Origin of the sequence: Rathayibacter sp. PhB152, assembly GCF_003751395.1 — a bacterium.
Lineage (GTDB): Bacteria > Actinomycetota > Actinomycetes > Actinomycetales > Microbacteriaceae > Rathayibacter > Rathayibacter festucae.
Genome location: NZ_RJUT01000004.1, coordinates 98429 through 123806 on the forward strand (window position 1 = coordinate 98429; position 25378 = coordinate 123806).

Consider the following 25378-nt stretch of genomic DNA (forward strand, 5'->3'; position numbering starts at 1 on the left):
GGCGGCCCGCACGGCAGGATGGCCGCATGCCGTTCTCCCGCGCCGAGCTCGCCTCGTACCGCGACCGCACCGTCGAGGACCTGCTCGACGGCGACGTCCGCCTCCTCTTCGTCGGCATCAACCCCGGGCTCTGGACGGCCGCGACCGGCGCGCACTTCGCGCACCCGGGCAACCGCTTCTACCCGGCCCTCGCCGCCGCCGGGATCCTCGACCGCGTGCTCCGCGTCTCGGAGGGGATGACCGCCGAGGACCGCCGCGCCCTCGCCGACCGCGGCGTCGGCATCACCAACCTCGCGCCCCGCGCCACCGCCCGCGCCGACGAGCTCACGCCGGAGGAGCTGCGCGCCGGCGCCGAGCGCCTGGTCCGCACGGTCGAGCGCGTCCGCCCCGCCGCCGTCGCGATGGTCGGCATCACCGCCTACCGCGCCGCCTTCGGCCGGACCAAGGCGCGCCAGGGTCGGCAGGAGGAGCCGATCGCCGGCGCCCCGCTCTGGGTCCTGCCCAACCCCAGCGGCCTGAACGCGCACGACACCGTCGCGTCGCTGGGGCTGGCCTACCGCGAGCCGGCCGTCGCCGCCGGAATAGTCCCCGACCCTCGGAGGTTGCAAAGTCCATGAGTACGCATGAAATCAAGTTCGGTGTCGACACCTTCGGCGACGTCACGGCCGCGGCCGACGGCACGCTCCTCTCGCACGGCCAGGTCCTGCGCGACGTGGTGGAGGAGGGCGTCCTCGCCGACGAGGTCGGCCTCGACTTCTTCGGCGTCGGCGAGCACCACCGCGCCGACTTCGCCGTCAGCGCCCCGGACGTCGTGCTCGCCGCGATCGCCGCGAAGACCGAGCGCATCCACCTCGGCTCCGCCGTCACCGTCCTCTCCTCCGACGACCCCGTGCGCGTCTACCAGCGCTTCGCCACCCTCGACGGACTCTCGAACGGCCGCGCCGAGGTCATCCTCGGCCGCGGCTCCTTCACCGAGTCCTTCCCGCTCTTCGGCCTCGACCTCTCCCAGTACGAGGTCCTCTTCGAGGAGAAGCTGGAGCTGTTCCACGAGCTCGTGCAGGGCGGCCCCGTCACCTGGCAGGGCACCGTCCGCCCGGCCCTGACCGAGCAGAGCGTCTACCCGACGATGGAGGGCGACCGCCGCCTGCGCACCTGGATCGGCGTCGGCGGCAGCCCCGAGTCGGTCGTCCGCGCCGCGCGCTTCGGCTTCCCGCTGGTCCTCGCGATCATCGGCGGTGCTCCCGCCCGCTTCCGCCCCTACGTCGACCTCTTCGGCCGCGCCCTCGACCAGCTCGAGCAGCCGCGCCTGCCGGTCGCCGTGCACTCGCCCGGCTTCATCGCCGACACCGACGAGGAGGCGCACGAGCTGTACTTCGGCCACTACAAGGGCATGCTCGACTCGATCGGCCGCGAGCGCGGCTGGGCCCCGCTCACCCGCGAGCGCTTCGCCGAGGAGGCGGGCCCCGAGGGCGCCCTGCACCTCGGCTCTCCCGAGACGGTCGCCCGGAAGATCGCGAACACGGTCGGAGCCCTGGGCATCGACCGCTTCGACCTCAAGTACAGCGCCGGCACCCTGCCGCACGCCGCGATCATGCGGAACATCGAGCTCTACGGCACCCAGGTGATCCCGCGCGTCCGCGAGCTGCTCGCGGAGCGCTGACCCGGGTCCGGACGCCGACCCGCGCCCGGGCGCCGTGGAGCGAGCGCACTGCGCGCTCCCACCGGGCGCCCGGGCGGCGTCGATATGCTCGGAGACCGGGCGTTCACCCGCCGCCCCCGACCCTCCGGAAGCACATGCCAGACAGCCACGCCGCCCGCACCCCCTACGAGGTGCTGGGCGTCCCCGCGAGCGCGTCGGAGGACGAGCTCAAGCGCGCCTACCGCCGCCTGCTCCGCGAGACCCACCCGGACACCGGGGGAGACGCGGCCTCGTTCCACGCCGTGCAGGTCGCCTGGGAGCGGATCGGCAGCGTCGGCGCCCGCGTCGACTACGACCGCGGAGCGCCCGCCCCCGGAGCCTCCTCGCACGCCCCGTACACCGGCTCACCCCGCCAGCAGACGGCGTCCTCGGTGCGCGCCCGCTCCTACGGCCACCCGGGTGGCGCCGCCCGCGAGTACTACCTCCGCCTCGTCCGCGAGTGGGTCGGCCGCGGCGTCGAGATCGACGACCCCTTCGACCCCGCCCTGGTGCGCTCCGCCCCCCGCGAGGTCCGCTCCTGGCTGGCCAAGGCCCACGCGGAGGAGGCGACGGCCTCCCTGGTCGGCGCCCTCGGCATCGCCTTCACGATCTGGAACGACGTCGCGGTCGGCGACGGCGGAGTCAAGATCGACCATCTGGTGCTCGGCCCGTCCGGTCTCCTCGCCCTGACCTCGGCCGACTGGGGCGAGCCCGTCCGCCTGCGCAAGGGCGAGGTCGAGGGTGTGGGACTCGCCGAGGACGAGAAGCCGCTCGCCTCGCTCTCGAAGGCCGCCCGCCGCCTCGGCCGCGAGCTCGGCGTGCGCTTCTCCGCGAGCGTGATCGTCGTCCCCGACGACGCCCTCGAGCAGCCCTACGAGCAGGTCGAGCGCGGTCGCCACGCGGGCGACGTGCTCATCCGCCGCTCCCTCCTCCCGCAGCTGCTGCGCTCCGGCACCGACGACCCGCGCCTCGGGGGCTACGGCGAGTCCTTCGAGGTCCGCACCCGCGTCCAGAACCGCGTCCGCTTCGTCTGACGCGCGGCGCCGCTAGCCCGCCTCCGCCCGGCGGGCAAGGGGCTGTCGGCGCCACCCGTCCCCGCCCGACGATGGAGCCGAACGATGGACGCCTGCCCTCCGGCCGGCGACGACGACGAGCGGAACGAGGCGGACGATGGTGCGATTCGGCTACACCCTGATGACCGAGCAGAGCGGCCCGAAGCAGCTGGTGGGCTACGCGGTCGATGCCGAGAGGCACGGCTTCGAGTTCGCGGTCTCGAGCGATCACTACTCGCCCTGGCTGACCGAGCAGGGCCACGCCTCCTACGCCTGGACGATGCTCGGCGCGGTCGCGCAGGCGACCTCGACCATCGAGCTCGCCACCTACGTGACGGCGCCGACCATCCGCTACCACCCCGCCGTGATCGCGCAGAAGGCGGCGACCCTCGCGATCCTCTCCGACGACCGCTTCCTCCTCGGCCTCGGCTCGGGCGAGAACCTCAACGAGCACGTGGTCGGCGAGGGCTGGCCCGCGGTCTCCGCGCGCCAGGACATGCTGGAGGAGGCGGTGCACATCATCCGCGCCCTGCACACCGGCGAGCTGGTCACCTGGGAGGGCGACTACTTCCGCGTCGACTCCGCCCGGATCTGGGACCTCCCGGACAAGCCCGTGCCGATCGGCCTCGCCGTCTCGGGCGAGAAGTCGATCGAGCGCTTCGCCCCGCTCGGCGACCACCTGATCACCACCGAGCCCGAGGCCGAGCTGATCTCGCAGTGGACCGCCGTTCGCGGCGCCGACGCCGCTCCGTCGCGCTCGATCGGGCAGATCCCGATCTGCTGGGCGCCGGACAAGGAGCAGGGGATCGCCCTGGCGCACGAGCAGTTCCGCTGGTTCGCCGGCGGCTGGTCCGTCAACGCCGACTTGCCCACCCCGGCCGGCTTCGCCGGCGCCAGCCAGTTCGTGCGCCCGGAGGACGTCGCCGAGTCGATCGCCTGCGGCCCCGACCTCGACGAGCTCGCGCAGAGCGTCGTCCCCTTCATCGAGGCCGGCTTCACCGACATCGCCTTCGTCCAGGTCGGCGACGCCCTGCAGCAGCGCTTCCTCGACGAGGTCGCCGAGGACCTCCTCGAGCGGGCACGCGCGCTGGCCCCCTGAGCGCCGCGGCTCCCTCTCCCTGCTGATCGAGCAACTTAGGCAGCAGCCCGCCTTCATGCTGATCGAGCAGCCCTCGCAGAGTACGTGTCAAGAGCCATGCTGATCGAGTAGCCCGCGGAGCGGGCGTATCGAGATCCACCACCGTCAGAACCTGAGTCTGCAGACCCGCCCTGCTGGTGACGGCGGGTCTCGATACGCCCCTGGCGGGGCTACTCGACCAGCATGACGCGGCGCAGCCGCGTCCCTTTCGCTCACCACCGAGACGCGAAGCGGCTTCGCCGCTCGATACGCGGCTGCGCGGCTACTCGACCAGCACGAGACGGATGCGACCCGTCCACGTCACCCTGTGACGACGATCGTGACGGTGCGGACGGTGTTCGTCGTGCCGGTGTCGCTCGCGATGAGGGTGTGGCTGCCCGGCGTCGCGAGCGCGGCAGGAAGAGTGACCTTGGTGACGAAGGCGCCGTGCTCGTCGGTGACGACGGAGGTGAAGCGTCCTCCGCTGTCGAGCCGGAATCCGACGCTGGTCATGATCGGCCAGCCTGCGCCCGTGAGGGTCAGCGTCGGACTCCCGGCGGAGACAGTGGTGTGCAGAGCGGTCACGGAGGGCCCTGAGGCCGGCGCGGGCGCGGCGGGCGGATCGAGATCGACGGCGAGGCTGATCACCTCGCCGTGACGGGCGGCGACGATCTGCGTCCGTCCGCCGGCCGCCTCCGGGGAGAGGGTCAGTGTGAAGGCGCCGTCGGCGCCGGTGGTGACGGGGTCGGAGAGGTCCGGACCGTCGCCGTACCCCTCGGACATCCCCGGAGGCAGATGCCGCAGGACGACGGAGGTGCCTGCGGGGACGATTCCGGTGACGGTGCGTCCGTTCACGTGGAGGTCGTCGAACGCGAGTGGGACGGTCGTCGCGGCACCGGCGGTGCTGATGCTGAGCAGGTGCTCGGTGCGCGTGTACTCCCCGCTGTCGGTCGGAGACGTCCACAGCCGGTACTCGCGGGTCGTCCCCGGTCCCTGGAACGGGGTCGGCCCGGAATCGCAGCGCCAGAGGCCCTCCTGGTCGACCTTCTGCGCACCGCAGACGAGGGCGCCCGTCGCCTCGTCGGTGACCCTCACGAACGTGAGCGCCGTCCCCGTGCCCTTCAGCAGGGACACCGTCTGCTCCGCCGAGCGCCCGCCGGTGGTGGTGAAGGCGGTCGGCAGGTCGGTGCGGGTGATCGCGTGGACCACCTCGACCGGGTCGACGGAGGGGACGACGAGGGCGTTCTTCGACGGGTCGAACAGGCGCAGGCTGTTCTCGGCGTGCTCGTACAGGTCCAGGGTCTCGTTCGTGATCGACCCGAACTGCGCCTCCGCGGCGCCGTGGTAGGCGTCCGGGTCGATCGGACGCGTGTTCACCGAGGGCAGCTCGTCCACCGAGACCGTGTGCTTGACGGACCCGCACTGGGTCAGGCCTCCCTTCTCGTTCACCGACTCGACCCACTGCGCACGGAAGTCGGTGAAGGTCTTCCCGGCGTTGACCTCATCGGTGAGCACGCGGATCGTCGTGCGCAGGTCCTGGAGGCCCGCCTGCCAGGTCAGCTGGAGCGCCTCGTTCGCGGAGACCTGGATGTCGTCGATCGCGCCCTGCACGGACGGCGGCAGCGTCTCCGCGGTGTACCCCTGCGCGACCGCGTCCAGCACGATCCGCGACTGCGCGAACCGGGCCCGGTAGGCGATCTGGTCCTGCGCCAGCCGCACCGCGGTCAGCTCCTTCTCGGCCGCGACCCGCGTCATCCGCGACAGCGCCTCGTGTGCCGGCCACTGGAACGCGTCGATCAGCTTCTGCCCCGGTGACTCGCACTCCGCGGGGTCCGACCCGCGCAGCCACAGATCGAGCATCGCGATCACCAGCGCCACCGGACCCAGCTCCGGGAACGCCAGTGCCACCAGACCCACGACCGCCTCCGCCAGCTGGAACCCGTCCTCCGTCTCGGCGAAGTTCCGCAGGTTCAGCACCGTCCCCAACCCCACCGCGAGCGGACCCATCTCCGGGACCACCACCGAGGCGACCCCCGAGACCGCGACCGCGTCCGTCAGCGCGTCCGAGTCCCCGCTGAACGCATCGACCAGTCCCTTCACGGCGAACACCGCGTTCGCGATGCCCTCGCCGCTCCCGACCGAGCCCCGCATCAGCTCGGACGCCGTCGCCTCGAACCCCTTCCACACGCTCGCCCGCGCCTCAGCAGGCACGTACTCCCCGCCGAACCGCTCCGCCAGCGCCGCCATCCGCGCCGCCGCAGCGTCGTCCGCCAGACCCGCCTCCGGCGCCAGGGGCCTCCCGGAACCCGGCAGCTCCCGCCCGGGCGGGCCCGTCTCCGCAGCCGGTCTCTCCTCGGGCGACGGTTCCTCCTCCGGCGCGGAACCCTCCGGAGCGGGACCCGGGACCGTCCTCGGGCGGGCCGCGGTCGAGCCGGCGCCGTCGACGGCGCTCGGGCTCAGGTCGCAGAGGACGCACAGGGCGTCCGCGGCCGCCGGTGCCGGTTCCTCGGGGCTGTTCGTCCGCGACCAGACGGCGGCGAGGGTCGTCTCCCATCGGAGGTAGGGGGACCTGAGCGGATCCATGAGGTCGATGTGCCCGATCGGCCCGGCCTTCTCGAACGACCCGACGTTGTTGAGGAGCGTCCCGGCGCCGTTCCTCCGCACCATCGGCTCGTATTCGGCGCGGGCCGGGATGTGCAGTTCCTCGGCGATCCTGATCTCGGTGGGGTGCTGCGTCACGAGCCGGTCGAGGGCTCGCGTTCGACGCCCGAGAGCATCGCGGACGTGTTCGGGTCCGCTCTCCGCGCCCTGCTCCTCCGTCGTCGCCCGCATCAGTGCGAAGTTCAGGAACGGATTCGGGCCCCGCGCGAAGTGGGCCTCCCCGTAGGAGTCGTCGCGCCCCGACTCCGCTGCAGCCTCCTCCCCGGGATCTGCGGGGTCGGGACTCAGGAGCCAGTCCTTCACCGCCGCGAGACCGCGCGGTCCCCCCTGCGTCACGAGCTCGTCGACCAGGCTGAAGACCCGCTGATCCTTCTCCGGAGTGCCGGGTGTCCCCAGATCGCCACTGCGCACCGGGGTGGGGATCGAGAGCTCGTACTCCTTGCCGACCTGCGAACCGGCGAGCGCCTGGACCGAGTGGTACAGCTCGTGGGCGAAGGTCGCCGTCGGCGAGAAGGCGCGGATCTGCCCGGTCTCCTCATCGAAGTACGACGAGATGCGGTCCGGGTCGAAGGTGAGGAACGAGTCGGACCCGGTTCCTGCGATGGCGTGCTCCCTGCTCAGACGGGACGACGACCAGCTGTCCCCCGGGACGACGAGGACCCGGATGTCGGAGACGTCGCCGTTGACCTGCAGGAACCGGTTGCCCTTCACCTCGCTCGCCCCGAGGAGGTCCGGGACCACCTCGACGAGGCTCTTCGACGGCTCCGCCGTCAGGAGCTCGGACAGCATGGAGCTCACGAGCCGCTGGGTCCGCAGGCCCTTCGGCGAGATCGCCATCCCCCCGACACCGCTCGGCTGAGTGGCGACCGCGATCCCCGGAGCGACCTCCCACGCCTTGTAGACGAGACCTGTCCTCGGACTCTTCACGAGGCTGAAGGAGGCGGGCGGCAGCTCGCTGCCAGCCGGCGAGCCGCCGCCGGGCGCGGCCGACGCCCCGCTCCCCGAGATCAGGACGCTGACGACCGCGATCGCCGCGACGGCTGCGCTCAGTCGCCCCGTTCGTCCACGGTCCCGCCGCGTCAATCGGGGGAGGGGGATCGATGCTGCCAGACGCAGGATCGGAGCTGAGAGAACTGACATGCCCTCATCATAAAAATCCGCCGAGCCGCCGCGCAGAGCGGTGGCGCGCGATCACGGGCCGAGCGCGAGACCGGTGAGCAGGTGCCGTCAGAAGCCGCGGAGCCGCTCGATCTCGCGCCGATCGCGCTTGGTCGGGCGGCCGGCGCCCCGGTCGCGCTCGATGATCGCGGGTGCCGCCTCGCGCGGCGGCGGCGGGGGAGTGCGGTCCTCGAAGCACTCGGCCGCGACCGGTGCGCCGACCCGCTTCACGATCAGGCCGCGGACGACGAGCTCGCGGTCGAAGCCGCCGATGCGGGCGCGGACCTCGTCGCCGACCTTCACGGTCTGCGCGGCCTTGGCCCGCTCGCCGTTCACCCGGACGTGACCGGCCCGGGCGGCCGTCGTGGCGGCGGAACGCGTCTTGTACACGCGGACCGCCCACAGCCAGGCGTCCACGCGGACGGAGCCGGTCACCGGGATCTGCATCCGTCCAGTCTACGAAGCCATGATGGGGGTGGTCCCATCGACGAGGGATCCGCGGCCCCACCGGCCGCCGACCGAGGAGGTTCACCATGAGCACGTACCACAGCTACGGCGAGGACACCGGCGAGGGCGTCCCCACCCGCGGAGCGCCCGAGCACAGCGGCTCGCCGTCCGAGCTGCGCGAGAGCCCCTTCCCGCACGCCGGACTCGAGTTCCTCCTGGTCCCGTCGGGTCACGAGGAGTGGCAGGTCCGCCACCCGGACGGCCGCGCGGTCGGCGTCCTCGCGATCATCTCGCACAGCGGCGAGGAGGGCGAAGCGGTCTTCGTCACCCGCCGTGTCGGCTCCGACGAGGCCGTCGCCGAGGGCACCGACTGGCGGGGCATCGTCACCGCCGTGATCAACGACGAGGCGGCCGACGAGCGCGTCCAGGGCAGCCTCGACCCGGCGCTGGACTACACGCGCGGCGGCCTGCTGCACCGCGGTGCGGCCGACGTCGAGGACCAGGTCTGAGCGGTCGCGGCTGAGCGGGCCGGTCCGAGCGACCGCCCCTAGCGCGCGAGGAGCGCCGCGTTGATCCGGGCCGTGAGCTCGTGGTCGACGCGGCGCTCCTGCGCGTCCACCGCGCGGATCGGCGCGGCGTTCCGCGCGCTGGAGACCAGCCAGGCGGCCTCGGCCGACGCGAGGTCCTCGGCCCGCAGCGGGCGCTCCGCCGTGCCGAGCCCGAGCCCGCCTGCCAGCTCGAAGAGGTCCGCCTGCGTCGTCCCCGGCAGCAGCCCCAGGCTCGGCGGCGGAGTGACCAGCTCGCCGCCCGCGAGCAGCACCAGGTTCGAGGTCGGCCCCTCCAGCAGGAAGCCGTCGCTGGAGACGAACAGCGCGTCGTCCGCTCCGCGCCGCAGCGCCTCGCGCGAGGCCGCCCGGTTGACCGCGTAGGAGAGCGTCTTCGCGCCGGCGAGCAGCCACGGCGACGTGTGCTGCACATCGGAGCGCAGTCCGCGGTCGAGCAGCACCACCCGCACGCCGTCCCGGCGGGCCGGCCCGAAGTCCGGGCTCGTCTGCACGAAGACGACGCCGGTCGGCCGTCCGTCGCCCTCGACCCCGCGGCTCAGGATCGTCTTCACCATCGCCTCGGGCACCCGCGGGTGGGCGGCGACCGCCTCGTCGATCGCCGTCCGCCAGGCGGCGCGGTCCGGGCGGGGCAGGTCCAGCATCCGCGCCGAGTCCTCGAACCGGTCGAGGTGCGCGTCGAGCGCCTGCAGCCGCCCGTCGACCAGGTTGATCGTCTCGAAGACCCCGTCGCCGCGGGTGAAGCCGAGGTCGGTGACGTCCAACCCGCCCCGACCGGTCGCATCGAGCACGGGTGCGGAGCCTGCGTCGTGCGCCGGGGCGTCGAGCGAGGGGCGGCCGAGGACGACGAGGGTGTCAGCGGGCATGGGTGGTGCGGTCCTTCCGGGGGCGGAGCGGGAGACGGGCGAGCACGACGACCAGCAGCGCACCGAGGAGCGCCCCCGTGCCGTTCGAGACGAGGTCGCGTACGTCCGCGACGCGCGAGGGCAGTGCGAGCAGCTGGATCGTCTCGACGAGCACCGAGACGCCGAGGCCGATCGGTGCGGCGAGCAGCCGGCGCCGGCGCGGCAGCTGCAGCGCGACCAGCGCGCCGAGCGGCACGAACAGCAGCACGTTGGCGACGAACTCGGCGACGTCGAAGGTGAACCAGGCGGTCAGCGGCGTGGAGGCGAGGAACGCGATGATCCCGCGGACGAGCACCGAGGGCTGACCGGCGGGGTACGGCGCCGGCGTCAAGGTGATCAGCGCGATCACGCCGAGCCAGGCGAGCGTCGCGGGCAGGAGGATCCTCGAGCGGCGCATCCGTCGATTCTGCCAGGTGCTCGATTCGACCCGGTGAGCGACTCGGTGCTGTGCGGCGGGCGGTCCGGGACGGTCGGCGCGATGTGGAAGGCTGGAGCGCATGACGAGCGACGGCCCGGCCGACGGCGGAGCGCTTCCGCGCCACCCCTTCGACGCCGCGCTCGGTGACGGCTGGGTCGAGATCGGGGACGGGCGCCGCTTCTGGGGCCGCTTCGGCGCCGCCGGTCTGCTGCTGCGCGACCCGGACGGCCGCGTCCTGCTCCAGCACCGCGCCACCTGGAGCCACTTCGGCGACACCTGGGGACTGCCGGGCGGCGCCCGCCACCCCGAGGAGACCGCCTTCGAGGGCGCCCTGCGCGAGTCGGTCGAGGAGGCCGGAGTGCCCGACGGGATCGTCGTGCCCGTCCTCTCCCGCGTCGTGACCATCGGCCCCTGGAGCTACACCACCGTCGTCGCCCGGGCCCTCGAGCACTTCACCCCGCGGATCGCCGACGCCGAGAGCCAGGAGCTGCGCTGGGTCCCGCCGGCCGAGGTCGACGCGCTCCCGCTGCACCCGGGCTTCGAGGCCTCCTGGCGCGAGCTGCGCGCCCTCGACACCGAGCCGTGCGTCCTCGTCGTCGACGCGGCCAACGTCGTCGGCTCGCGTCCGGACGGCTGGTGGCGCGATCGCGCGGGTGCTGCGGAGCGGCTCGTCGCGGCGCTCGGGCGCCTCGCGAACCGGGGTGTCCCCGGCTCCCTGTTCGCCGTCGAGGCCGACACGGTCTGGCCGCGGATCGCCGTCGTCCTCGAGGGTGACGCCCGGGCGGCACGCACCGCCGACGCGGTCGGCGCGGCTCCGCGCGGGCGGCTGAGCGTCGAGAGCGCCGCCGGGTCGGGAGACGACGCGATCGTCGAGCGCGTCGCGGCGATCGGGTCGACCGCCCGCGTGGTGACCGCCGACCGCGGCCTCGTCGCCCGGATCGAGGAGCTCGGCGCCACGGCTCTCGGCCCGCGCACCCTGCTCGACCTGCTGGACTCCGCGGCGCCGACCACCCCTCCCGCAGCCCGGGAATAGCGCGCGGATCGGGTCGGTTGCATCCCTCATGGCCACGACAGCGATGACTCTCGACACCCACGACCAGACCGTCTCCGACGGCATCGTCCTCATCGACTTCTGGGCGGAGTGGTGCGGCCCGTGCCGCCAGTTCGCCCCCGTCTTCGAGGCGACCAGCGAGAAGAACCCGGATGTCACCTTCGCGAAGGTCGACACCGAGGACCAGCAGCAGCTCGCCGGCAGCTACGGCATCTCCTCGATCCCCACCCTCGTCGTGTACCGCGACGGCATCCCGCTGATGGCGCAGCCCGGCGCCCTGCCCGCCCCGGCCCTCGACTCCCTGCTCGAGCAGGTCCGCGGCCTCGACATGGTCGCCGTCCGCAAGCAGTACGAGGAGGCGAAGGCCGCGCAGGAGTCCGGCGCCCCGCAGAAGTTCGACCACGGCGCGCAGATCTGATCCGCACCACCCGCACGACTTGGAACCCCCGGCAGCCGCTCAGGCCGCCGGGGGTTCCGTCGTTCGTGCGGGAGTCCCGCGGCGAGCCGGATCAGCCCGTGTTCTGGAGGCCGGCGGCCACGCCGTTCACGGCCAGCAGCAGGAGCCGCTGGTTCTGCTCGGTGCCCGAGCCGCCCGGGTCCGTGCGCAGCGCCCGGAGCGCACGCAGCTGCAGCAGCGACAGCGCGTTGACGTAGGGCGTCCGCAGCCGCACGGCCCGCCCGAGCACGCGGTGCCCGGTGAGCAGGCTCTCCTCGCCGGTGATCGAGAGCACCCAGCGGCGCGTGAGCTCCATCTCGTCGAGCACGAGACCGGCGAGGTCGTCGCGGGAGTCGAGCGCCAGGTAGCGGCGAGCGATGCCCTCGTCGGTCTTCGCCAGCGACATCTCGACGTTGTCGATCATCGTGGTGAACAGCGGCCAGGTCTCGTAGGCGGTGCGCAGCTCGTCCAGGTCGCCGACCGCCTCGAGGGCGCTGCCGAGTCCGAACCACCCGGTCAGGTTGACGCGGGCCTGGGTCCAGGCGAAGACCCACGGGATCGCGCGCAGGTCCTCGAGCGACTCGACCGAGAGGCCGCGGCGGGCCGGCCGCGAGCCGAGCGCGAGCAGGCCGACCTCCTCCTGTGGGGTGACTCGGGCGAACCAGGGCGCGAAGCCGTCGGCCTTGACCAGCTCGAAGAAGCGGCGGCGCGACTCGCGGTCCATCGTCGCGGCGACGTCGCGGAAGCGGTCCGCGGCACCGGCGTTGCGCTCGCCGATCGAGGGCGAGGAGGCGAGCAGCGTCGCGCCGGCCACCTGCTCGATGTGCCGGGTCGCGATGTCCGGGTTGCCGTACCGGGCGAAGATGACCTCGCCCTGCTCCGTCAGCTTGAAGCGGCCGTCGACCGAGCCGGGCGGCTGCGCGAGCACCGCGCGGTTCGCCGGTCCGCCGCCGCGGCCGAGGGCGCCGCCGCGGCCGTGGAAGAGCGTGAGCACGATGCCCTCGTCCTCGGCCCACTTCGCGATGCGCGCCTGCGCGTCGTAGAGCGCGAGCGTCGCCGAGACCGGGCCGACGTCCTTGGAGGAGTCGGAGTAGCCGAGCATGACCTCGAGCCGGTTCCCGGTCGCCGCGAGGCGCGCGCGCACCTGGGGCAGCTTGATCATCTCGGCCAGGATGTCCGTCGACGCGTCGAGGTCGGCGAAGGTCTCGAAGAGCGGGACCGCGTCGATGATCGGCGGGTTCCCGTCGGTCGCCGCCTCGGCCAGGTCGAAGACCGTCTTGAGGTCCTCGGCCGACTGGGTGAACGACACGACATAGCGGCGGGCCGCGTCGGTGCCGAAGCGCTCCTGGATCGTCGCGAGCGCACGGTAGACCGAGAGGACCTCGATGCTGCGCTCGTCGAGCTCGCCGCCGGCGCGGACCGCCGCGAGGGTCTCGCGGTGCACCTTCGAGTGCTGCCGCACCTCGATCTCGGCGAGGTGGAAGCCGAAGGTCTCCACCTGCCAGAGCAGGTCCTGCAGGTCGCCGTAGGCCGAGCGGACGTCGCCCGCCTCGATCAGCGAGTCCTGCAGGGTCCGCAGGTCGGCGAGCAGCTCAGCGGCGGAGCCGTAGGCGAGCGCGCCGCCGGAGCGGGTCGCCGCGAGCCGGTCCGCCGTGAAGAGCAGGACGCGGCGGTGGGTCTCGCTCGGCGAGCGCTCGGCGATGACCGCGGCGAGCTCGGGCGCCTTCTCGACCCCTGCGGCCCAGAGCGCCTCGACGGCCGCCGACGGGGGAGTGGTGCCGGCGTCCAGCGTGAGGGAGCGGCCGACCCGGCGGGCGACGCGCTCGAGCCCGATCAGGACGTGCTCGGCGGCGATGTCGACGGCCTCGAGGGTCGTCTCGGCGGTGACGAACGGGTTGCCGTCGCGGTCGCCGCCGATCCAGGTGCCCAGGCGCACGAACGCAGGGGCGATCGGCTTGCGGGTGCCGGAGGCGTCGCCGAGCAGCGCGTCGTCGAGCCGGCGGTAGACCCGCGGCAGGACGGAGAACAGCGACTCGTCGAACACGCTCATCGCGGTCCGGACCTCGTCGAGCGGGCTGGGCTTCGACTCGCGCAGCGGCGCCGTGCGCCAGAGCGTGTCGACCTCGGCGAGCAGGCGCCGGCGGTTCTCGACCAGCACGACGCCGCCCGTGCGCGGGTCGTCCCGCTGCTCGAGCAGGGCGCTGATCCGGCGGATGGTGGAGGAGACCGCGCGGCGGCGCGCCTCCGTCGGGTGCGCGGTGAGGACCGGGCGGAACTCCAGGCGCGAGAGGCGCTCGAACGCCTCCTCCTCGCCCAGCTCGTCGGTGAGGGTCGCCATCGACGCGATGATCGAGTCCTCGGGCCGCTGGGCGCCGGCGTCGGCGTCGCGACGGCGCAGGACCCGCACGCGGTGGAACTCCTCCGCCACGTTCACGAGGTGGAAGTAGCAGGTGAACGCCCGAGCCACCTCCTCGGCGCGCTCGGCGGTCAGCGACGCGACGAAATCCTCCGCCGCGGCCAGCTCGTCCGGGTGCCCGCTGTCGTAGGCGCCGATCGTCAGAGCGCGGAGCCGCTCGACATCGGTGTAGAGGCTGTCGTCGCCCGATTCCCGCAGGACCTGGCCGAGGAGCTCGCCCAGCAGATGGACGTCGCCGCGGATGCGGTCGTCCATCGGCGGCGCGACGGTCCCGTCGGCGGAGGAGGCGGAGGAGGCGGGTGCTGCGGTCGCGGCTGGCGCGTCGGAGATCGGAGGCACGGCACGACCTTAGCGGCGGCGCGTGTCCGGCGGATGACGCCACTGTCACGCGGCGGAATGGAATGATCGAAGGGTGACCGTGACCCCTGCACCTCCCGCCCCCGCCGTCCAGACCGAGCAGGCCGCCCCTCACGTCGTCGTCCTCTTCGGGGCCGTGGGCGACCTGTCCCGCCGCAAGCTCATCCCGGGCATGGCGCACCTGGCGCTGTCCTCGCTCGCACCCGACCTGCAGATCGTCGGCACCTCGCTCGAGGAGCACGACGACGAGTCCTTCCGCGCCTTCGCCAAGCTCGCCTACGACGAGTTCGGCAGCCGCTCGCTGACCCCCGCCCAGTGGGACGAGTTCGCCTCCAAGCTCCGCTACGTCCCGCAGTCCGCCGGCCCCGCCGCGCTGGCGAAGGCGGTCACCGACGCGGAGAAGGTGCTCGGCCCGGACGTCAGCCGCCTGCACTACCTCAGCGTCCCGCCGCGCGCCGCCCTCTCGGTCGTCCGCATGCTCGCGGAGGCCGGCCTCGTCGAGCGCTCGCGGATCATCATGGAGAAGCCCTTCGGCGTCGACCTCGAGAGCGCCGTCGTCCTCAACGCCGAGCTGCACGAGACGTTCGACGAGGAGCAGATCTTCCGGATCGACCACTTCCTCGGCAAGGAGCCGGCGCAGAACATCCTCGCCTTCCGCTTCGCCAACGGCCTCTTCGAGCCGATCTGGAACCGCAACTTCATCGACCACGTCCAGATCGACATCCCCGAGAAGCTCACCCTCGACCGCCGCGCCGAGTTCTACGAGTCGACCGGCGCCTACAAGGACATGGTCGTCACCCACCTCTTCCAGGTGCTCGCCTTCATGGCGATGGAGCCGCCGACCGCCCTCGAGCCGAAGGCGATCAGCGAGGAGAAGAACAAGGTCTTCCGCTCGATGCGGCTGCTCAACCCCGAGAACGTCGTCCGCGGCCAGTACATCGGCTACCGCGAGGAGCCGGGCGTCGCGCCCGACTCCGAGACCGACACCTTCGTCGCCCTCAAGTGCGAGATCGACAACTGGCGCTGGGCCGGAGTGCCGTTCTACCTGCGCACCGGCAAGCGGATGGCGGAGGGCCAGCGGATCATCTCCATCGCCTTCCGCGAGCCCCCGAAGAGCATGTTCCCGCAGGGCTCCGGAGTCGGCGCGCACGGCCCCGACCACCTCACCTTCGACCTGGCCGACGCGTCCAAGGTGTCGCTGTCCTTCTACGGCAAGCGCCCCGGCCCGGGCATGCGGCTCGACAAGCTGAGCATGCAGTTCGCCCTGCAGGAGACCGATCGCGCGGGCGACGCCCTCGAGGCCTACGAGCGGCTGATCCTCGACGCGATGCGCGGCGACCACACGCTCTTCACCACCGCCGAGGGCATCGAGCGCCTCTGGGAGGTGTCGGCGCCGCTCCTGCAGGACCCGCCGCCCGTGCGCCTCTACGCGCCGGGCTCCTGGGGCCCGAACGCGATCCACCAGCTGATCGCCCCGCACGCCTGGCGGCTGCCCTTCGAGCGGGTCTGGCGCGACAAGCGCTGACGAGGGCTCCCGGCATGGCGCGCGCGGCGGAGGACCGCATCTGGACGGTCCCGAACATCCTCAGCATGGTGCGGCTCGCACTGGTGCCGGTGTTCCTCGTGCTCATCATCGAGGGCGAGGACGCGCTCGCCCTGCTGACGCTCGTCCTCTCCAGCCTCACCGACTACCTCGACGGCTGGATCGCGCGCCGCTTCGACCAGATCACGCGCCTGGGCGCCGTCCTCGATCCGGCCGCCGACCGCCTCTACATCTTCGCGACGGTGATCGGCCTCGCCGTCCGCGAGCTGGTGCCGTGGTGGTTGGTGGCCGTGCTGGTCGCGCGGGATCTGATGCTCGTCGTGCTCGCGGTCGTCCTCGCGAACCACGGCTACGGACCGCTGCCGGTGCATCACCTGGGCAAGTTCGCCACGTTCTGCCTCTTCTACGCGCTGCCGCTGATCATGCTCGGGCAGGCCTTCCCGGCGCTGGCCCCGGCGTCCCTCCCCGTCGCCTGGGCCTTCGCGCTCTGGGGCGCGTTCCTCTACTGGTGGGCGGGGATCGTCTACGCGGTGCAGACCCGAGGCCTCGTCCTGGGGGTCGACGGAGCGTCAGGGGCGACCGGCGGGCCCTCCGATTCCGATACGCTGAGGGGATAGCGAGGAGGTACGTCTTGGTCGAGTCCGTGCGCGGAGCGTCATCCGCAGATCCGTCCGTTCCCGTCGAGCCGTCGACGGAGACGACCCTCACGTTCACCGACGACATCGGCGCCCAGCTGGCGGCGCTCGACAACCGGGCGTCCCGCGAGGAGGCCGAGGCCGTCGGCGCTCTGCCCTCCGGCTCCGCCCTGCTCGTCGTCCGTCGTGGGCCCAACACCGGGGCCCGCTTCCTGCTCGACATCGACTCGACGACCGTCGGCCGGCACCCGGATGCGGGCATCTTCCTCGACGACGTCACCGTCTCGCGTCGGCACGCCGAGTTCGTGCGCCGCGGCACCTCGTTCGAGGTCCGCGACCTGGGCTCGCTGAACGGCACCTACTTCGACGGTGTCCGGATCGAGTCCGCGATCCTCACCGACGGCTCCGAGGTGCAGGTCGGCAAGTTCCGCCTCACCTTCTACGCGTCCCGCGCCGACCTCGTCGCCGCTCCGGACGCGTAGCCGTGGGTCGTTCGACCGCTCGCGCACTCCCGTCCGGCCCGGCCGCTCTCTTGAGCATCGGCCAGGTCCTCTCGCACCTCACCACCGAGTTCCCCGACGTCACGCCGTCGAAGCTGCGGTTCCTCGAGGAGCAGGGGCTCGTCTCGCCCGCCCGCACCGACTCGGGCTACCGCAAGTTCTCCACCGGTGACGTCGAGCGCCTGCGGATGATCCTCGCGCTCCAGCGCGACCACTACCTGCCGCTCAAGGTGATCCGCGGCTACCTCGACGACGTCGACGCCGGGCGCGAGCCGTCCCTCCCCGCCGGTGCCGGTGGCGCCGCACCCTCCCTGCTGGCTCCCGCCACCCGGCTCACCCGCGACGGTCTCGCGAGCGAGTCGGGAGCGAGCCCGGCGCTCGTGCGCGAGGCGATCGCCGCCGGGCTGGTCCGCGGCGGGGACGTCTTCGGCGAGGAGGCGGTCACGACGCTCAAGGCGCTCGTCGACCTCGGCCGCTCGGGCATCGAGCCGCGCCACCTCCGCCCGCTCCGCATCGCCGTGGAGCGCGAGATGTCGCTGATCGAGAGCGTCGTCGCCTCGAGCACCCGCCGCGGCGACGCGTCCGGATCGGCCGGCGCCGCTGAGAACGCGATCGGCCTCGCCGCGCACCTCGGCACCATCCGCGAGGCGATGGTGCGCAGCGCCCTCTCGCGGATCGCGCGCTCGTGATCCGCGGCCGAGGCGGACGACACGCCCCCTCGGAAGAGCGGATGTCGTTTACTCGGCATCCCCGGGTCGGTAGCTTAGGGAGCGCGTTCGGAGCGACCGGCGTTCGTATCCGGAAGGCACAGGGATGAGAGAAGTCAGCCGCGACGTCAGCGGCCAGCGCGACCTCGTCCTCTTCACCGACGGACTGCCCGACCTCGACGCCGACGCGGGCTACCGCGGAGCCGTCGCTGCACGGGCCGCCGGGATCACCTACCGCCAGCTCGACTACTGGGCGCGCACCGAGCTCGTCGAGCCGACCGTCCGCGGCGCCTCCGGCTCCGGCACTCAGCGCCTCTACGGCTTCCGCGACATCCTCGTGCTGAAGCTCGTCAAGCGCCTCCTCGACACCGGCATCTCCCTCCAGCAGATCCGAACCGCCGTGAACCAGCTCCGCGAGTCCGGCGTCGACGACCTCGCGCAGACGACGCTGATGAGCGACGGCGCGAGCGTCTACCTCTGCACCTCGAACGACGAGGTCATCGACCTCCTCAGCCGCGGCCAGGGCGTCTTCGGCATCGCCGTCGGCAAGGTCCTCCGCGAGGTCGAGACCAGCCTCGTCGAGCTCGACCACCAGTCCGTCGACCCGTCCGACGAGCTCGCCCGCCGCCGCGCCTCCCGCAAGGTCGGCTGACCCGCCCCTCTCGCCGGTCGATCGCCGCACGCCGGCGCTGCGCGCACACATGCTGGTCGAGTAGCCCACGGACGGCGTCACTCGTGTTGAGTAGCCCACGGACGGCGCCACTCATGTTGGTCGAGTAGCCCCGGAGGGGCGTATCGAGACCCGCCGCCCCCAGCACGCCCCGCGGGCAGACCCGCCGTCCGACGCCGGCGTCTCGGCGTGATCCGCTCCCGCACACAGCGACGGCGCCGCAGCCGAGGCTGCGACGCCGTGCGCGGACCTCGCCGGACTAGCTCGTCGCCGCCGGGACCGCCTGCTCGCCGATGCGGCCGGTGCGGATGACGCGGTCGAGCAGCAGGTCGAAGTTGTGCGCCATCTCCTGCGCGCTCTCGCCCGGCCAGACGTGCACCGGCTTCGCGGCGCCCTGCGCCTGCTGGAGCGAGGTGCGCTCGGGCAGCTGCGGGCTGAGGACCAGCGGGCCGAACATGTCGCGCAGCTCCTTGATCCGGAACTGGTGCTCGAGCGACTGCACGCGGGCGCGGTTGACGATGATGCCGAGCGGCTGCAGTCGCGGGCTGAGACCGCGGCGGATCTCCTCGATCGCGCGCAGCGCGCGGTCGGCGGCGGCCACCGAGAACAGGCCCGGCTCGGTGACCACGGCGACCCGGTCGCTCGCGGCCCAGGCCGTGCGGGTGAGCGCGTTCAACGAGGGCGCGCAGTCGATCAGGACGAGGTCGTAGTCGGCCTCGACGCTCGCGAGCGCCTCCTCGAGCTTCCAGATGTCGCGGATGCTGGGGTGCGGTCCGTCGAAGTTGATCGCGGACGGGCTGCCGATCAGGACGTCGATGGTGCCCTGGCGCTCCTTCGTCCAGCCGGAGGGGGCGATCGCCGAGCGGACGATCTTCTCCTTGGGCGACGTGAGGACGTCGGCGATGTTGAGGTGACCGGCGACGTTGATGTCCATGCCGGTGGAGACGTCGGACTGCGGGTCGAGGTCGACGACCAGCGTTCGCAGGCCCTTCGAGAACGCCGCGGATGCAAGGCCGAGCGTCACGGTGGTCTTGCCGACGCCGCCCTTGAGGGAGCTCACGCTGAGTACATGCATGGCTGAGTACTTTACTTTCCCTCGGGTGGGAGAACCTAACCGTTCCCTGCACACGGTTCCACTCGGCGCCTAGCAGGCGCGAGGACGGGAGCAGAGCCCCCGTGCGCCGCCGGGCCCGTCGGTACACTGGCGGCAAGCGGAAGGAGGCTCGTTCGCATGGATGAGCGCAACGACGACCAGCCCGATCTCGACACCGGCCCGACTCCGCGGACGGCGCTCGACGCGGCGCGGGACTCCGAGCAGTACGCCCCGCGCGCGAGCGACACCGCTCCGACCCGCATCCCCGACGGCATCCGCCTCGACTCGCCCGCTCCGGCGCGCCGTCGGTCGAGCGCTCCGGCGCCCGTGGAGGACCCGACGATCGACGTCGGACGCCTCGGCATCCCGGACGCACCGGGCGCCGTCCGGCCGGTCTCGGCCGGCATCGCCTCGCGCGACGAGGTGTCGGTGCTCCCCGAGGACTCGGGCGAGCGACCGCGCGGTCGTGGCGAGCAGCGTCCTGCCGAGCCCGCCCCGGAGATCGAGCGCGAGTCCGAGACGGCTGCTGCGGATCCGGCTCCCGGCGTCACCCGGCGCGACCGCCTCCGCGCCGAGTCCGGCACCGGCGGGTCGTCCTCCGCGCCCGAGTCCGCGTCGATGCTGACGCCCGACCGGCTCCTCGAGGTCAACCGCAAGACCCGGCCCGCGCCGACCGGCGGCTGGAACCGCTTCGTCTACGGACTCACCTTCCACACCGTCAATCTCGGCGACTCCGCGAAGGTCCAGGCGTGGAAGGCGATGGACGAGCGGATCGGCCGCCAGTTCGAGGGCGGCACCCGCTTCGTCCCGGTGATGACCCGCAAGGGCGGCGTGGGCAAGACGACCGTCACGACCCTGCTCGGCATGGCCCTCGCCGACTCGCGCGAGGACCGCATCATCGCGGTCGACGCCAACCCCGACCGCGGCACCCTGGCCGAGCGCGTCCCCAAGCAGACCCGCTCGACCGTCCGCGACGTCGTCAACCGCGCCTCCGGCGTGACCGGCTTCACCGAGTTCTCGACGATGGTCTCGCGCGACGAGACCCGGCTCGACGTGCTCGCCTCGGACACGGACCCGCAGCTCTCCGAGGCCTTCGACGAGGACGACTACAACGTCGTCGCCGATCTCGTCGAGCGCTTCTACTCGATCATGCTCACCGACTGCGGCACCGGCATCGTGCACTCCGTGATGCGCGCCACCCTGCAGCGCGCGGACAGCGTGGTGATCGTCTCCGGCGGCAGTGTCGACGAGGCGCGCCTGGCCTCCGAGACCCTGACCTGGCTCGACGCCAACGGCTACGGCGATCTCGTCCGGAACGCCGTGGTCGCGCTGAACACGGCGACCCAGGGCACCAGCCTGGTGAAGCTCGAGGAGATCGAGTCGCACTTCCGCTCGCGGGTGCGCGACATCGTCCGCATCCCCTACGACCCGGTGCTCGCCGCCGGCTCGGTCGTCAAGTGGGAGCAGCTGCGCCCGGCGACCCAGGAGGCGGCGCGCCTGCTGGCCGCGCTCGTCGTCGAGGGCATCCCGGTCCGTCGTGCCTGACGCGGTTCTGCAGTCCGCCGAGGCGGTCGACTCCACGGAGACCCTGACCTTCGATCTGATCGTGCTCGGCGCCGGCTCCGGCAACTCGATCGTCGGCCCCGAGTGGGCCGGCTCCCGCGTCGCGATCCTCGACGACGGCGAGTGGTTCGGCGGCACCTGCCTCAACGCCGGCTGCATCCCGACCAAGATGTTCGTGCACGTCGCCGACATCGTGACCGACGTCGACCAGGGCGACAGGGTCGGCGTGCACGGCCGCGTGGCCCGGCCCGAGTGGGCCGAGGTCCGTGACCGCGTGTTCGGCCGCACCGACGCCATCAGCGCCGGCGGCCTCGACTACCGGGCGAACCGGTCCGAGAACGTCACCGTGCTGCGCGAGAGCTTCGGCTTCGAGTCGCTCGGCGACGGCGACCGGCCGCACGTGCTGGTCAGCGCGAGCGGGGTCCGGATCAGCGCACCGCAGGTGGTCGTCGCCGCGGGCTCACGTCCGCGACCGCTCCTCGCAGCCTACGAGCCCGACCCGCGGATCCACGACTCCGACTCGATCATGCGCATCGACGACCTCCCCGCACGGATGCTCGTCCTCGGCGGCGGCGCGGTGGCCGTCGAGTTCGCCCACATCTTCTCGGCCTTCGGCACCGCGGTGACGGTCGCCGTCCGCGGTGACCGTCTGCTCCGCTCGCTCGACGAGGGCATCGCCCGCGGCTTCACCGCGCTGGCGCGCGAGCGCTGGGACGTCCGCACCGGCGTCTCCGCCGAGAGCGTCGAGGCGACTCCGGGCGGCCTCGTCACGACCTTCGACGACGGCTCGCGCGTCGAGACCGACACGATCCTCGTCGCCACCGGGCGCGACCCGAACAGCGACACCATCGCCGCGGCCTCCGTCGGCATCGACCTGCACCCGGACGGCCGCGTCGTCGTCGACGACGAGCAGCGGGTCCTCTCAGGCGGGCGCGTCGTCCCCGGGCTCTTCGCCCTCGGCGACGTCTCCTCGGAGTGGCAGCTCAAGCACGTCGCCAACCACGAGGCGCGGCTCGTCGCGCACAACCTCCTGCACCCGGGCGAGATGCTCTCGAACACCCTCGCTCCCGTGCCCGGCGCGATCTTCGCGCACCCGCAGATCGCGCACTTCGGCCTCACGGAGAAGGAGGCGGGGGAGCGCGGCATCGACGTCGTCGCCGTCACCCAGGAGTTCGGCTCCACCGCGTACGGCTGGGCGATGGAGGACGACTCGAGCATCTGCACCCTCGTCGTCGGACTCGACGGCGAGCTGCTCGGCGCGCACCTGATGGGCCCGCAGGCGAGTATCCTCATTCAGCCGCTCGTCCAGGCCGCCAGCGCGGGGGTCGGGATCCGCGGTCTCGCCCGCAGCCAGTACTGGCCGCACCCCGCGGCGAGCGAAGTCGTCGAGAACGCCCTCCTCTCCGCCGAGGAGGCACTGAGGGAGCGCACCGCATGACCGAACGCCAGATCCGGATCTTCGGCGATCCCGTCCTGAAGACGGTGTCCGCCCCGATTGAGACCGTCGACGACGGGATCCGCGGACTGGTCGAGGACCTCGTCGACAGCGTGCGCACCCCCGGCCGCGCCGGCGTCGCCGCGCCCCAGATCGGCGTCAACCTCCGCGCCTTCAGCTACAACGTCGACGGCGTCGTCGGCTACATCCTCAACCCCGAGATCGTCGAGCTGAGCGGCGAGCCGGAGCCCGTCGACGAGGGCTGCCTCTCCGTCCCCAACCTCTGGTACCCCGCGATCCGCTACCCGCACGCGAAGGTCCGCGGCACCGACCTCGACGGCAACGAGATCGTCCTCGAGGGCGACGGCCTGATGGCCCAGGCCCTCCAGCACGAGTGCGACCACCTCGACGGCCGCCTCTACCTCGACCGCCTCTCCAAGGACGACCGCCGAGCCGCCATGAAGGAAGTCCGCGAGAGCTCCTGGTTTTGAGTTCGTTGCCGAGCCGGTCCCTGCCCGGCTCGGCGCGGTCGGCCTCCTGAGGTGGGCGCGTTCCGCAGAGCGTCGTGCGTCCGCCGACGGGAAAGCGCTGAGACGCGCTTTCCCGGATACGGCTCGGCCTTCGGCCATCGTGCCCGAACGCATGCTGAAAGCGCAGCTCGCGCTCCATGCTGATCGAGTAGCCCGCGGAGTGGGCATATCGAGATCCACGTGGTCAGGAGGTCGGGTCTCGGTACGCCCTGCGGGCTACTCGACCGGCGGAGGACCTGCGGTCTCCGCGCTCCTTGCTGATCGAGTAGGCCGCGGAGCGGCTCAGCATGCTGATCGAGTAGCCCGCGGAGCGGGCGTATCGAGCGGAGGGGGCGCCTCCGGCGCCATCGCAGGGCGGGGAAGAGACCGACGTCCTTGCGGTGGGCGGGTCTCGATACGCCCCTTCGGGGCTACTCGACCAGCATGGCTGCGGGCGTCTCTTCCAAGTAGATCCACCAGCGTCAGAACAAGAGTCCGCAGACCCGACCTGCTGACGACGGCGGTCTCGATACGCCCCTGCGGGGCTACTCGACCAGCATGAGGCTGCCCATGCTGATCGAGTGGGCCGTGGGCGGAGGCGTCAGCGGAGGCTGATGCCCTCGGTGGCCGGGGCGGCGCTGTAGACGCTGCTGATGGTCGCGGCGAAGTCGTCGAGGATGACGTTCCGCTTGATGCTCATCTTCGGGGTGAGGTGGCCGCTCGCCTCGGTGAACTCGGTGGGCAGGATCACGAACTTGCGGATCGATTCGGCGCGCGAGACGCGGGCGTTCGCGGCGTCGACGGCGCGCTGCACCTCGGCGAGGACGGCCGGATTCACGGCCGCCTGCTCGAGCGAGAGCTTCGCATCCTGGCCGTTGTTCGCGAGCCAGGTAGGCAGCATCTCGGGGTCGAGGGTCACCAGCGCCGCGATGAACGGGCGCTGGTCGCCGACGACCACGACCTGGCCGACGAGCGGGTTGGCGCGGATCGGGTCCTCGAGCGCGGCCGGCGCGACGTTCTTGCCGCCCGCGGTCACGATGATCTCCTTCTTGCGCCCGGTGACGCGGAGGTAGCCCTCCTCGTCGAGCGAGCCGAGGTCGCCGGTCTTGAACCACTCGCCGTCGAAGGCCTCGGCCGTCGCCTTCTCGTCGTTCCAGTAGCCGCCGAAGACGTCGATGCCGCGCACCTGGATCTCGCCGTCGGCGGCGATCCTGATGGAGCAGCCGGGCATCGCCGGGCCGACCGATCCGATCTTGAACCGCTCCGTCCGGTTGACCGTCGCGGGCGCCGTCGTCTCGGTGAGCCCGTAGCCCTCGAGGATCTTGATGCCGAGGCTGTGGAAGAAGTGGCCCAGCCGGTCGCCGAGGGGCGCGGACCCCGACACGGCGAAGCGGACGTTGCCGCCCATCGCCGTGCGCAGCTTCGAGTAGACGAGCCGATCGAACAGCAGGAACTGCAGCTTCAGCGCGAGCGGCACCGAGCCGGCCTCGACGGCGATCGAGTGGGCGACGGCGACGTCGGCCGCGCGCCGGAAGATCTTGCCCTTGCCGCCGGCCTCGGCCTTCTGCTCCGCCGAGTTGTACACCTTCTCGAACACGCGCGGCACGGCCAGCAGGAACGTCGGCTTGAACGAGCCGAGCGAGGGGAGCAGTTGCTTCGTGTCGGCCTGGTGGCCGACCTTGACCCCGCCGTGCACGCAGAGGATCGCGATGAAGCGGGCGAACACGTGCGCGGTCGTGATGAAGAGGAGCGTCGAGGCGCCCGGCTGGTGGATCAGCTCCGTGAGCGCGACCGCGGAGTTGCGGCTGAGCTCGACGAAGTTGGAGTGCCGGATGATGCAGCCCTTGGGTCGGCCGGTCGAGCCCGAGGTGTAGATGATCGTCGCGATGTCGGCGCCGGTGGCGATCGACCGGCGGCGCTCGATCTCGGCGTCCGGCACGTCGACCCCGCGCGCGGCCAGCTTGTCGAGGTCGCCCAGGCCGATCTGCCAGGCGAGCCGGACGTCCGGGAGATCCGGCCGGACCTCGTCGAAGCGGGCGAAGTGGTCCGCCGTCTCGACGATGACGGCCCGCGCTCCGGAGTCGAAGAGGTTCCACTGGACCTGGGCGGGGGAGGAGGTCTCGTAGACCGGCACGAGCACGCCGCCGGCGAACCAGACGGCGAAGTCGATCAGCGTCCACTCGTAGCGGGTCTTGCAGATCAGGCCGACCTTGTCGCCGGGCTCGATGCCCGCCGCGACGAGGCCCTTCGCGAGCGCGGTGACCTGGTCGAGGAACTCGCGGGCGGTGACGTCGCGCCAGCCGCCGGCCTCGGGGAGGGCGAAGAGCGCCCGGTCGGGCGTCTCCCGCACACGGTCGAGCAGCAGCGCCGTCGTGTTGGCCTGCGGATCCGGCGCGACCACGAGGGGGGAATCGAACTGCTCCACGGCAACTCCTTCGGTACCTGAATGATTGTCGGATCCAGC

At 72.4% G+C, this 25378-nt stretch carries 22 protein-coding genes; 15 read left to right on the forward strand and 7 right to left on the reverse strand.

The genetic code is table 11. The features are described 5' to 3' along the window. The first annotated feature begins 26 nt into the window (after positions 1-26). From EDF36_RS10425 to EDF36_RS10440, 4 genes are all read left to right on the forward strand, one after another. Entirely contained in the window at positions 27-617 is a 591-nt protein-coding gene (locus EDF36_RS10425) for a mismatch-specific DNA-glycosylase (RefSeq protein WP_123732978.1), read from the forward strand. Then, entirely contained in the window at positions 614-1660 is a 1047-nt protein-coding gene (locus tag EDF36_RS10430; protein WP_123732979.1) for an LLM class flavin-dependent oxidoreductase, read from the forward strand. The genes EDF36_RS10425 and EDF36_RS10430 overlap by 4 nt, the downstream gene beginning before the upstream one ends. Before the next feature lie 134 nt (positions 1661-1794). Continuing rightward, positions 1795-2712 (forward strand): J domain-containing protein, encoded by a 918-nt coding sequence (locus EDF36_RS10435; RefSeq protein ID WP_123732980.1) that lies wholly within the window; start codon positions 1795-1797, stop codon positions 2710-2712. A 136-nt stretch (positions 2713-2848) separates the two neighbouring features. Next, a complete protein-coding gene (locus tag EDF36_RS10440; protein WP_123446112.1) occupies positions 2849-3829 on the forward strand; it encodes a TIGR03557 family F420-dependent LLM class oxidoreductase in 981 nt (326 codons plus the stop codon). A gap of 339 nt (positions 3830-4168) precedes the next feature. On the opposite strand, the gene EDF36_RS10445 is transcribed toward EDF36_RS10440, so the two are convergent. Together EDF36_RS10445 and EDF36_RS10450 are read right to left on the reverse strand one after the other, a co-directional pair. Continuing rightward, positions 4169-7648 (reverse strand): hypothetical protein, encoded by a 3480-nt coding sequence (locus EDF36_RS10445; protein ID WP_148060017.1) that lies wholly within the window; start codon positions 7646-7648, stop codon positions 4169-4171. An 87-nt stretch (positions 7649-7735) separates the two neighbouring features. Next, a complete protein-coding gene (locus EDF36_RS10450) occupies positions 7736-8113 on the reverse strand; it encodes an RNA-binding S4 domain-containing protein (protein WP_123446113.1) in 378 nt (125 codons plus the stop codon). Positions 8114-8199: 86 nt separating this feature from the next. Here EDF36_RS10450 and EDF36_RS10455 point away from each other — a divergent pair, with 86 nt between their 5' ends. Beyond that, positions 8200-8622: a hypothetical protein gene (locus EDF36_RS10455; RefSeq protein ID WP_123704562.1), complete on the forward strand. Its 423-nt coding sequence runs from the start codon at positions 8200-8202 to the stop codon at positions 8620-8622. Positions 8623-8660: 38 nt separating this feature from the next. Here EDF36_RS10455 and EDF36_RS10460 read toward each other — a convergent pair whose 3' ends face one another. Together EDF36_RS10460 and EDF36_RS10465 are read right to left on the reverse strand one after the other, a co-directional pair. Further along, the gene (locus tag EDF36_RS10460; RefSeq protein WP_123732982.1) at positions 8661-9542 is read right to left on the reverse strand and encodes an aminotransferase class IV; all 882 of its coding nucleotides are present in this window, start codon (positions 9540-9542) and stop codon (positions 8661-8663) included. Further along, entirely contained in the window at positions 9532-9978 is a 447-nt protein-coding gene (locus tag EDF36_RS10465) for a VanZ family protein (RefSeq protein ID WP_185020445.1), read from the reverse strand. The genes EDF36_RS10460 and EDF36_RS10465 overlap by 11 nt, the downstream gene beginning before the upstream one ends. A 100-nt stretch (positions 9979-10078) precedes the next feature. Between EDF36_RS10465 and EDF36_RS10470 the strand changes: the two genes are divergently transcribed. After that, complete coding sequence (locus tag EDF36_RS10470; protein WP_123732984.1) at positions 10079-11032, forward strand: NUDIX hydrolase; 954 nt, start codon at positions 10079-10081, stop codon at positions 11030-11032. Positions 11033-11060: 28 nt separating this feature from the next. Continuing rightward, entirely contained in the window at positions 11061-11468 is a 408-nt protein-coding gene (trxA, locus tag EDF36_RS10475; RefSeq protein ID WP_123446118.1) for a thioredoxin, read from the forward strand. A 91-nt stretch (positions 11469-11559) separates the two neighbouring features. On the opposite strand, the gene EDF36_RS10480 is transcribed toward trxA, so the two are convergent. Continuing rightward, a complete protein-coding gene (locus tag EDF36_RS10480; RefSeq protein WP_123733320.1) occupies positions 11560-14157 on the reverse strand; it encodes a phosphoenolpyruvate carboxylase in 2598 nt (865 codons plus the stop codon). 163 nt (positions 14158-14320) lie between these two features. On the opposite strand from EDF36_RS10480, the gene zwf reads away from it, so the two are divergent. The 5 genes from zwf (at position 14321) to EDF36_RS10505 (ending at position 18296) form a co-directional block, all read left to right on the forward strand. Further along, entirely contained in the window at positions 14321-15784 is a 1464-nt protein-coding gene (gene zwf, locus EDF36_RS10485) for a glucose-6-phosphate dehydrogenase (RefSeq protein ID WP_123704898.1), read from the forward strand. Between the two features lie 14 nt (positions 15785-15798). Continuing rightward, complete coding sequence (locus EDF36_RS10490) at positions 15799-16419, forward strand: CDP-alcohol phosphatidyltransferase family protein (RefSeq protein WP_123446119.1); 621 nt, start codon at positions 15799-15801, stop codon at positions 16417-16419. A gap of 14 nt (positions 16420-16433) precedes the next feature. Further along, positions 16434-16919 carry an FHA domain-containing protein gene (locus EDF36_RS10495; RefSeq protein ID WP_279392406.1) on the forward strand — a complete coding sequence of 162 codons (486 nt, stop codon included), beginning with the start codon at positions 16434-16436 and terminating at the stop codon, positions 16917-16919. 2 nt (positions 16920-16921) lie between these two features. Further along, positions 16922-17626, forward strand: coding sequence for a MerR family transcriptional regulator (locus tag EDF36_RS10500; RefSeq protein WP_123732985.1), 705 nt, complete (start codon positions 16922-16924; stop codon positions 17624-17626). Between the two features lie 124 nt (positions 17627-17750). Beyond that, positions 17751-18296 (forward strand): MerR family transcriptional regulator, encoded by a 546-nt coding sequence (locus EDF36_RS10505; RefSeq protein ID WP_123446121.1) that lies wholly within the window; start codon positions 17751-17753, stop codon positions 18294-18296. Positions 18297-18573: 277 nt separating this feature from the next. Here the strand turns inward: EDF36_RS10505 and EDF36_RS10510 are convergent, their stop codons facing one another. Continuing rightward, positions 18574-19389 carry a ParA family protein gene (locus EDF36_RS10510; protein WP_123446122.1) on the reverse strand — a complete coding sequence of 272 codons (816 nt, stop codon included), beginning with the start codon at positions 19387-19389 and terminating at the stop codon, positions 18574-18576. 156 nt (positions 19390-19545) lie between these two features. On the opposite strand from EDF36_RS10510, the gene EDF36_RS10515 reads away from it, so the two are divergent. From EDF36_RS10515 to def, 3 genes are read left to right on the forward strand one after another with little or no spacing between them, the layout of a single operon-like run. Beyond that, positions 19546-20952 (forward strand): MinD/ParA family protein, encoded by a 1407-nt coding sequence (locus tag EDF36_RS10515; RefSeq protein ID WP_260300672.1) that lies wholly within the window; start codon positions 19546-19548, stop codon positions 20950-20952. After that, on the forward strand, positions 20945-22408 hold the full coding sequence (locus EDF36_RS10520) for a mycothione reductase (protein WP_260300673.1): 1464 nt from the start codon (positions 20945-20947) through the stop codon (positions 22406-22408). The genes EDF36_RS10515 and EDF36_RS10520 overlap by 8 nt, the downstream gene beginning before the upstream one ends. After that, positions 22405-22896 (forward strand): peptide deformylase, encoded by a 492-nt coding sequence (def, locus tag EDF36_RS10525; protein WP_123732986.1) that lies wholly within the window; start codon positions 22405-22407, stop codon positions 22894-22896. Before EDF36_RS10520 ends, def begins: the two co-directional genes overlap by 4 nt. A gap of 619 nt (positions 22897-23515) precedes the next feature. Here def and EDF36_RS10530 read toward each other — a convergent pair. Next, positions 23516-25339, reverse strand: coding sequence for a long-chain fatty acid--CoA ligase (locus tag EDF36_RS10530; protein ID WP_123732987.1), 1824 nt, complete (start codon positions 25337-25339; stop codon positions 23516-23518). Positions 25340-25378 lie beyond the last annotated feature (39 nt).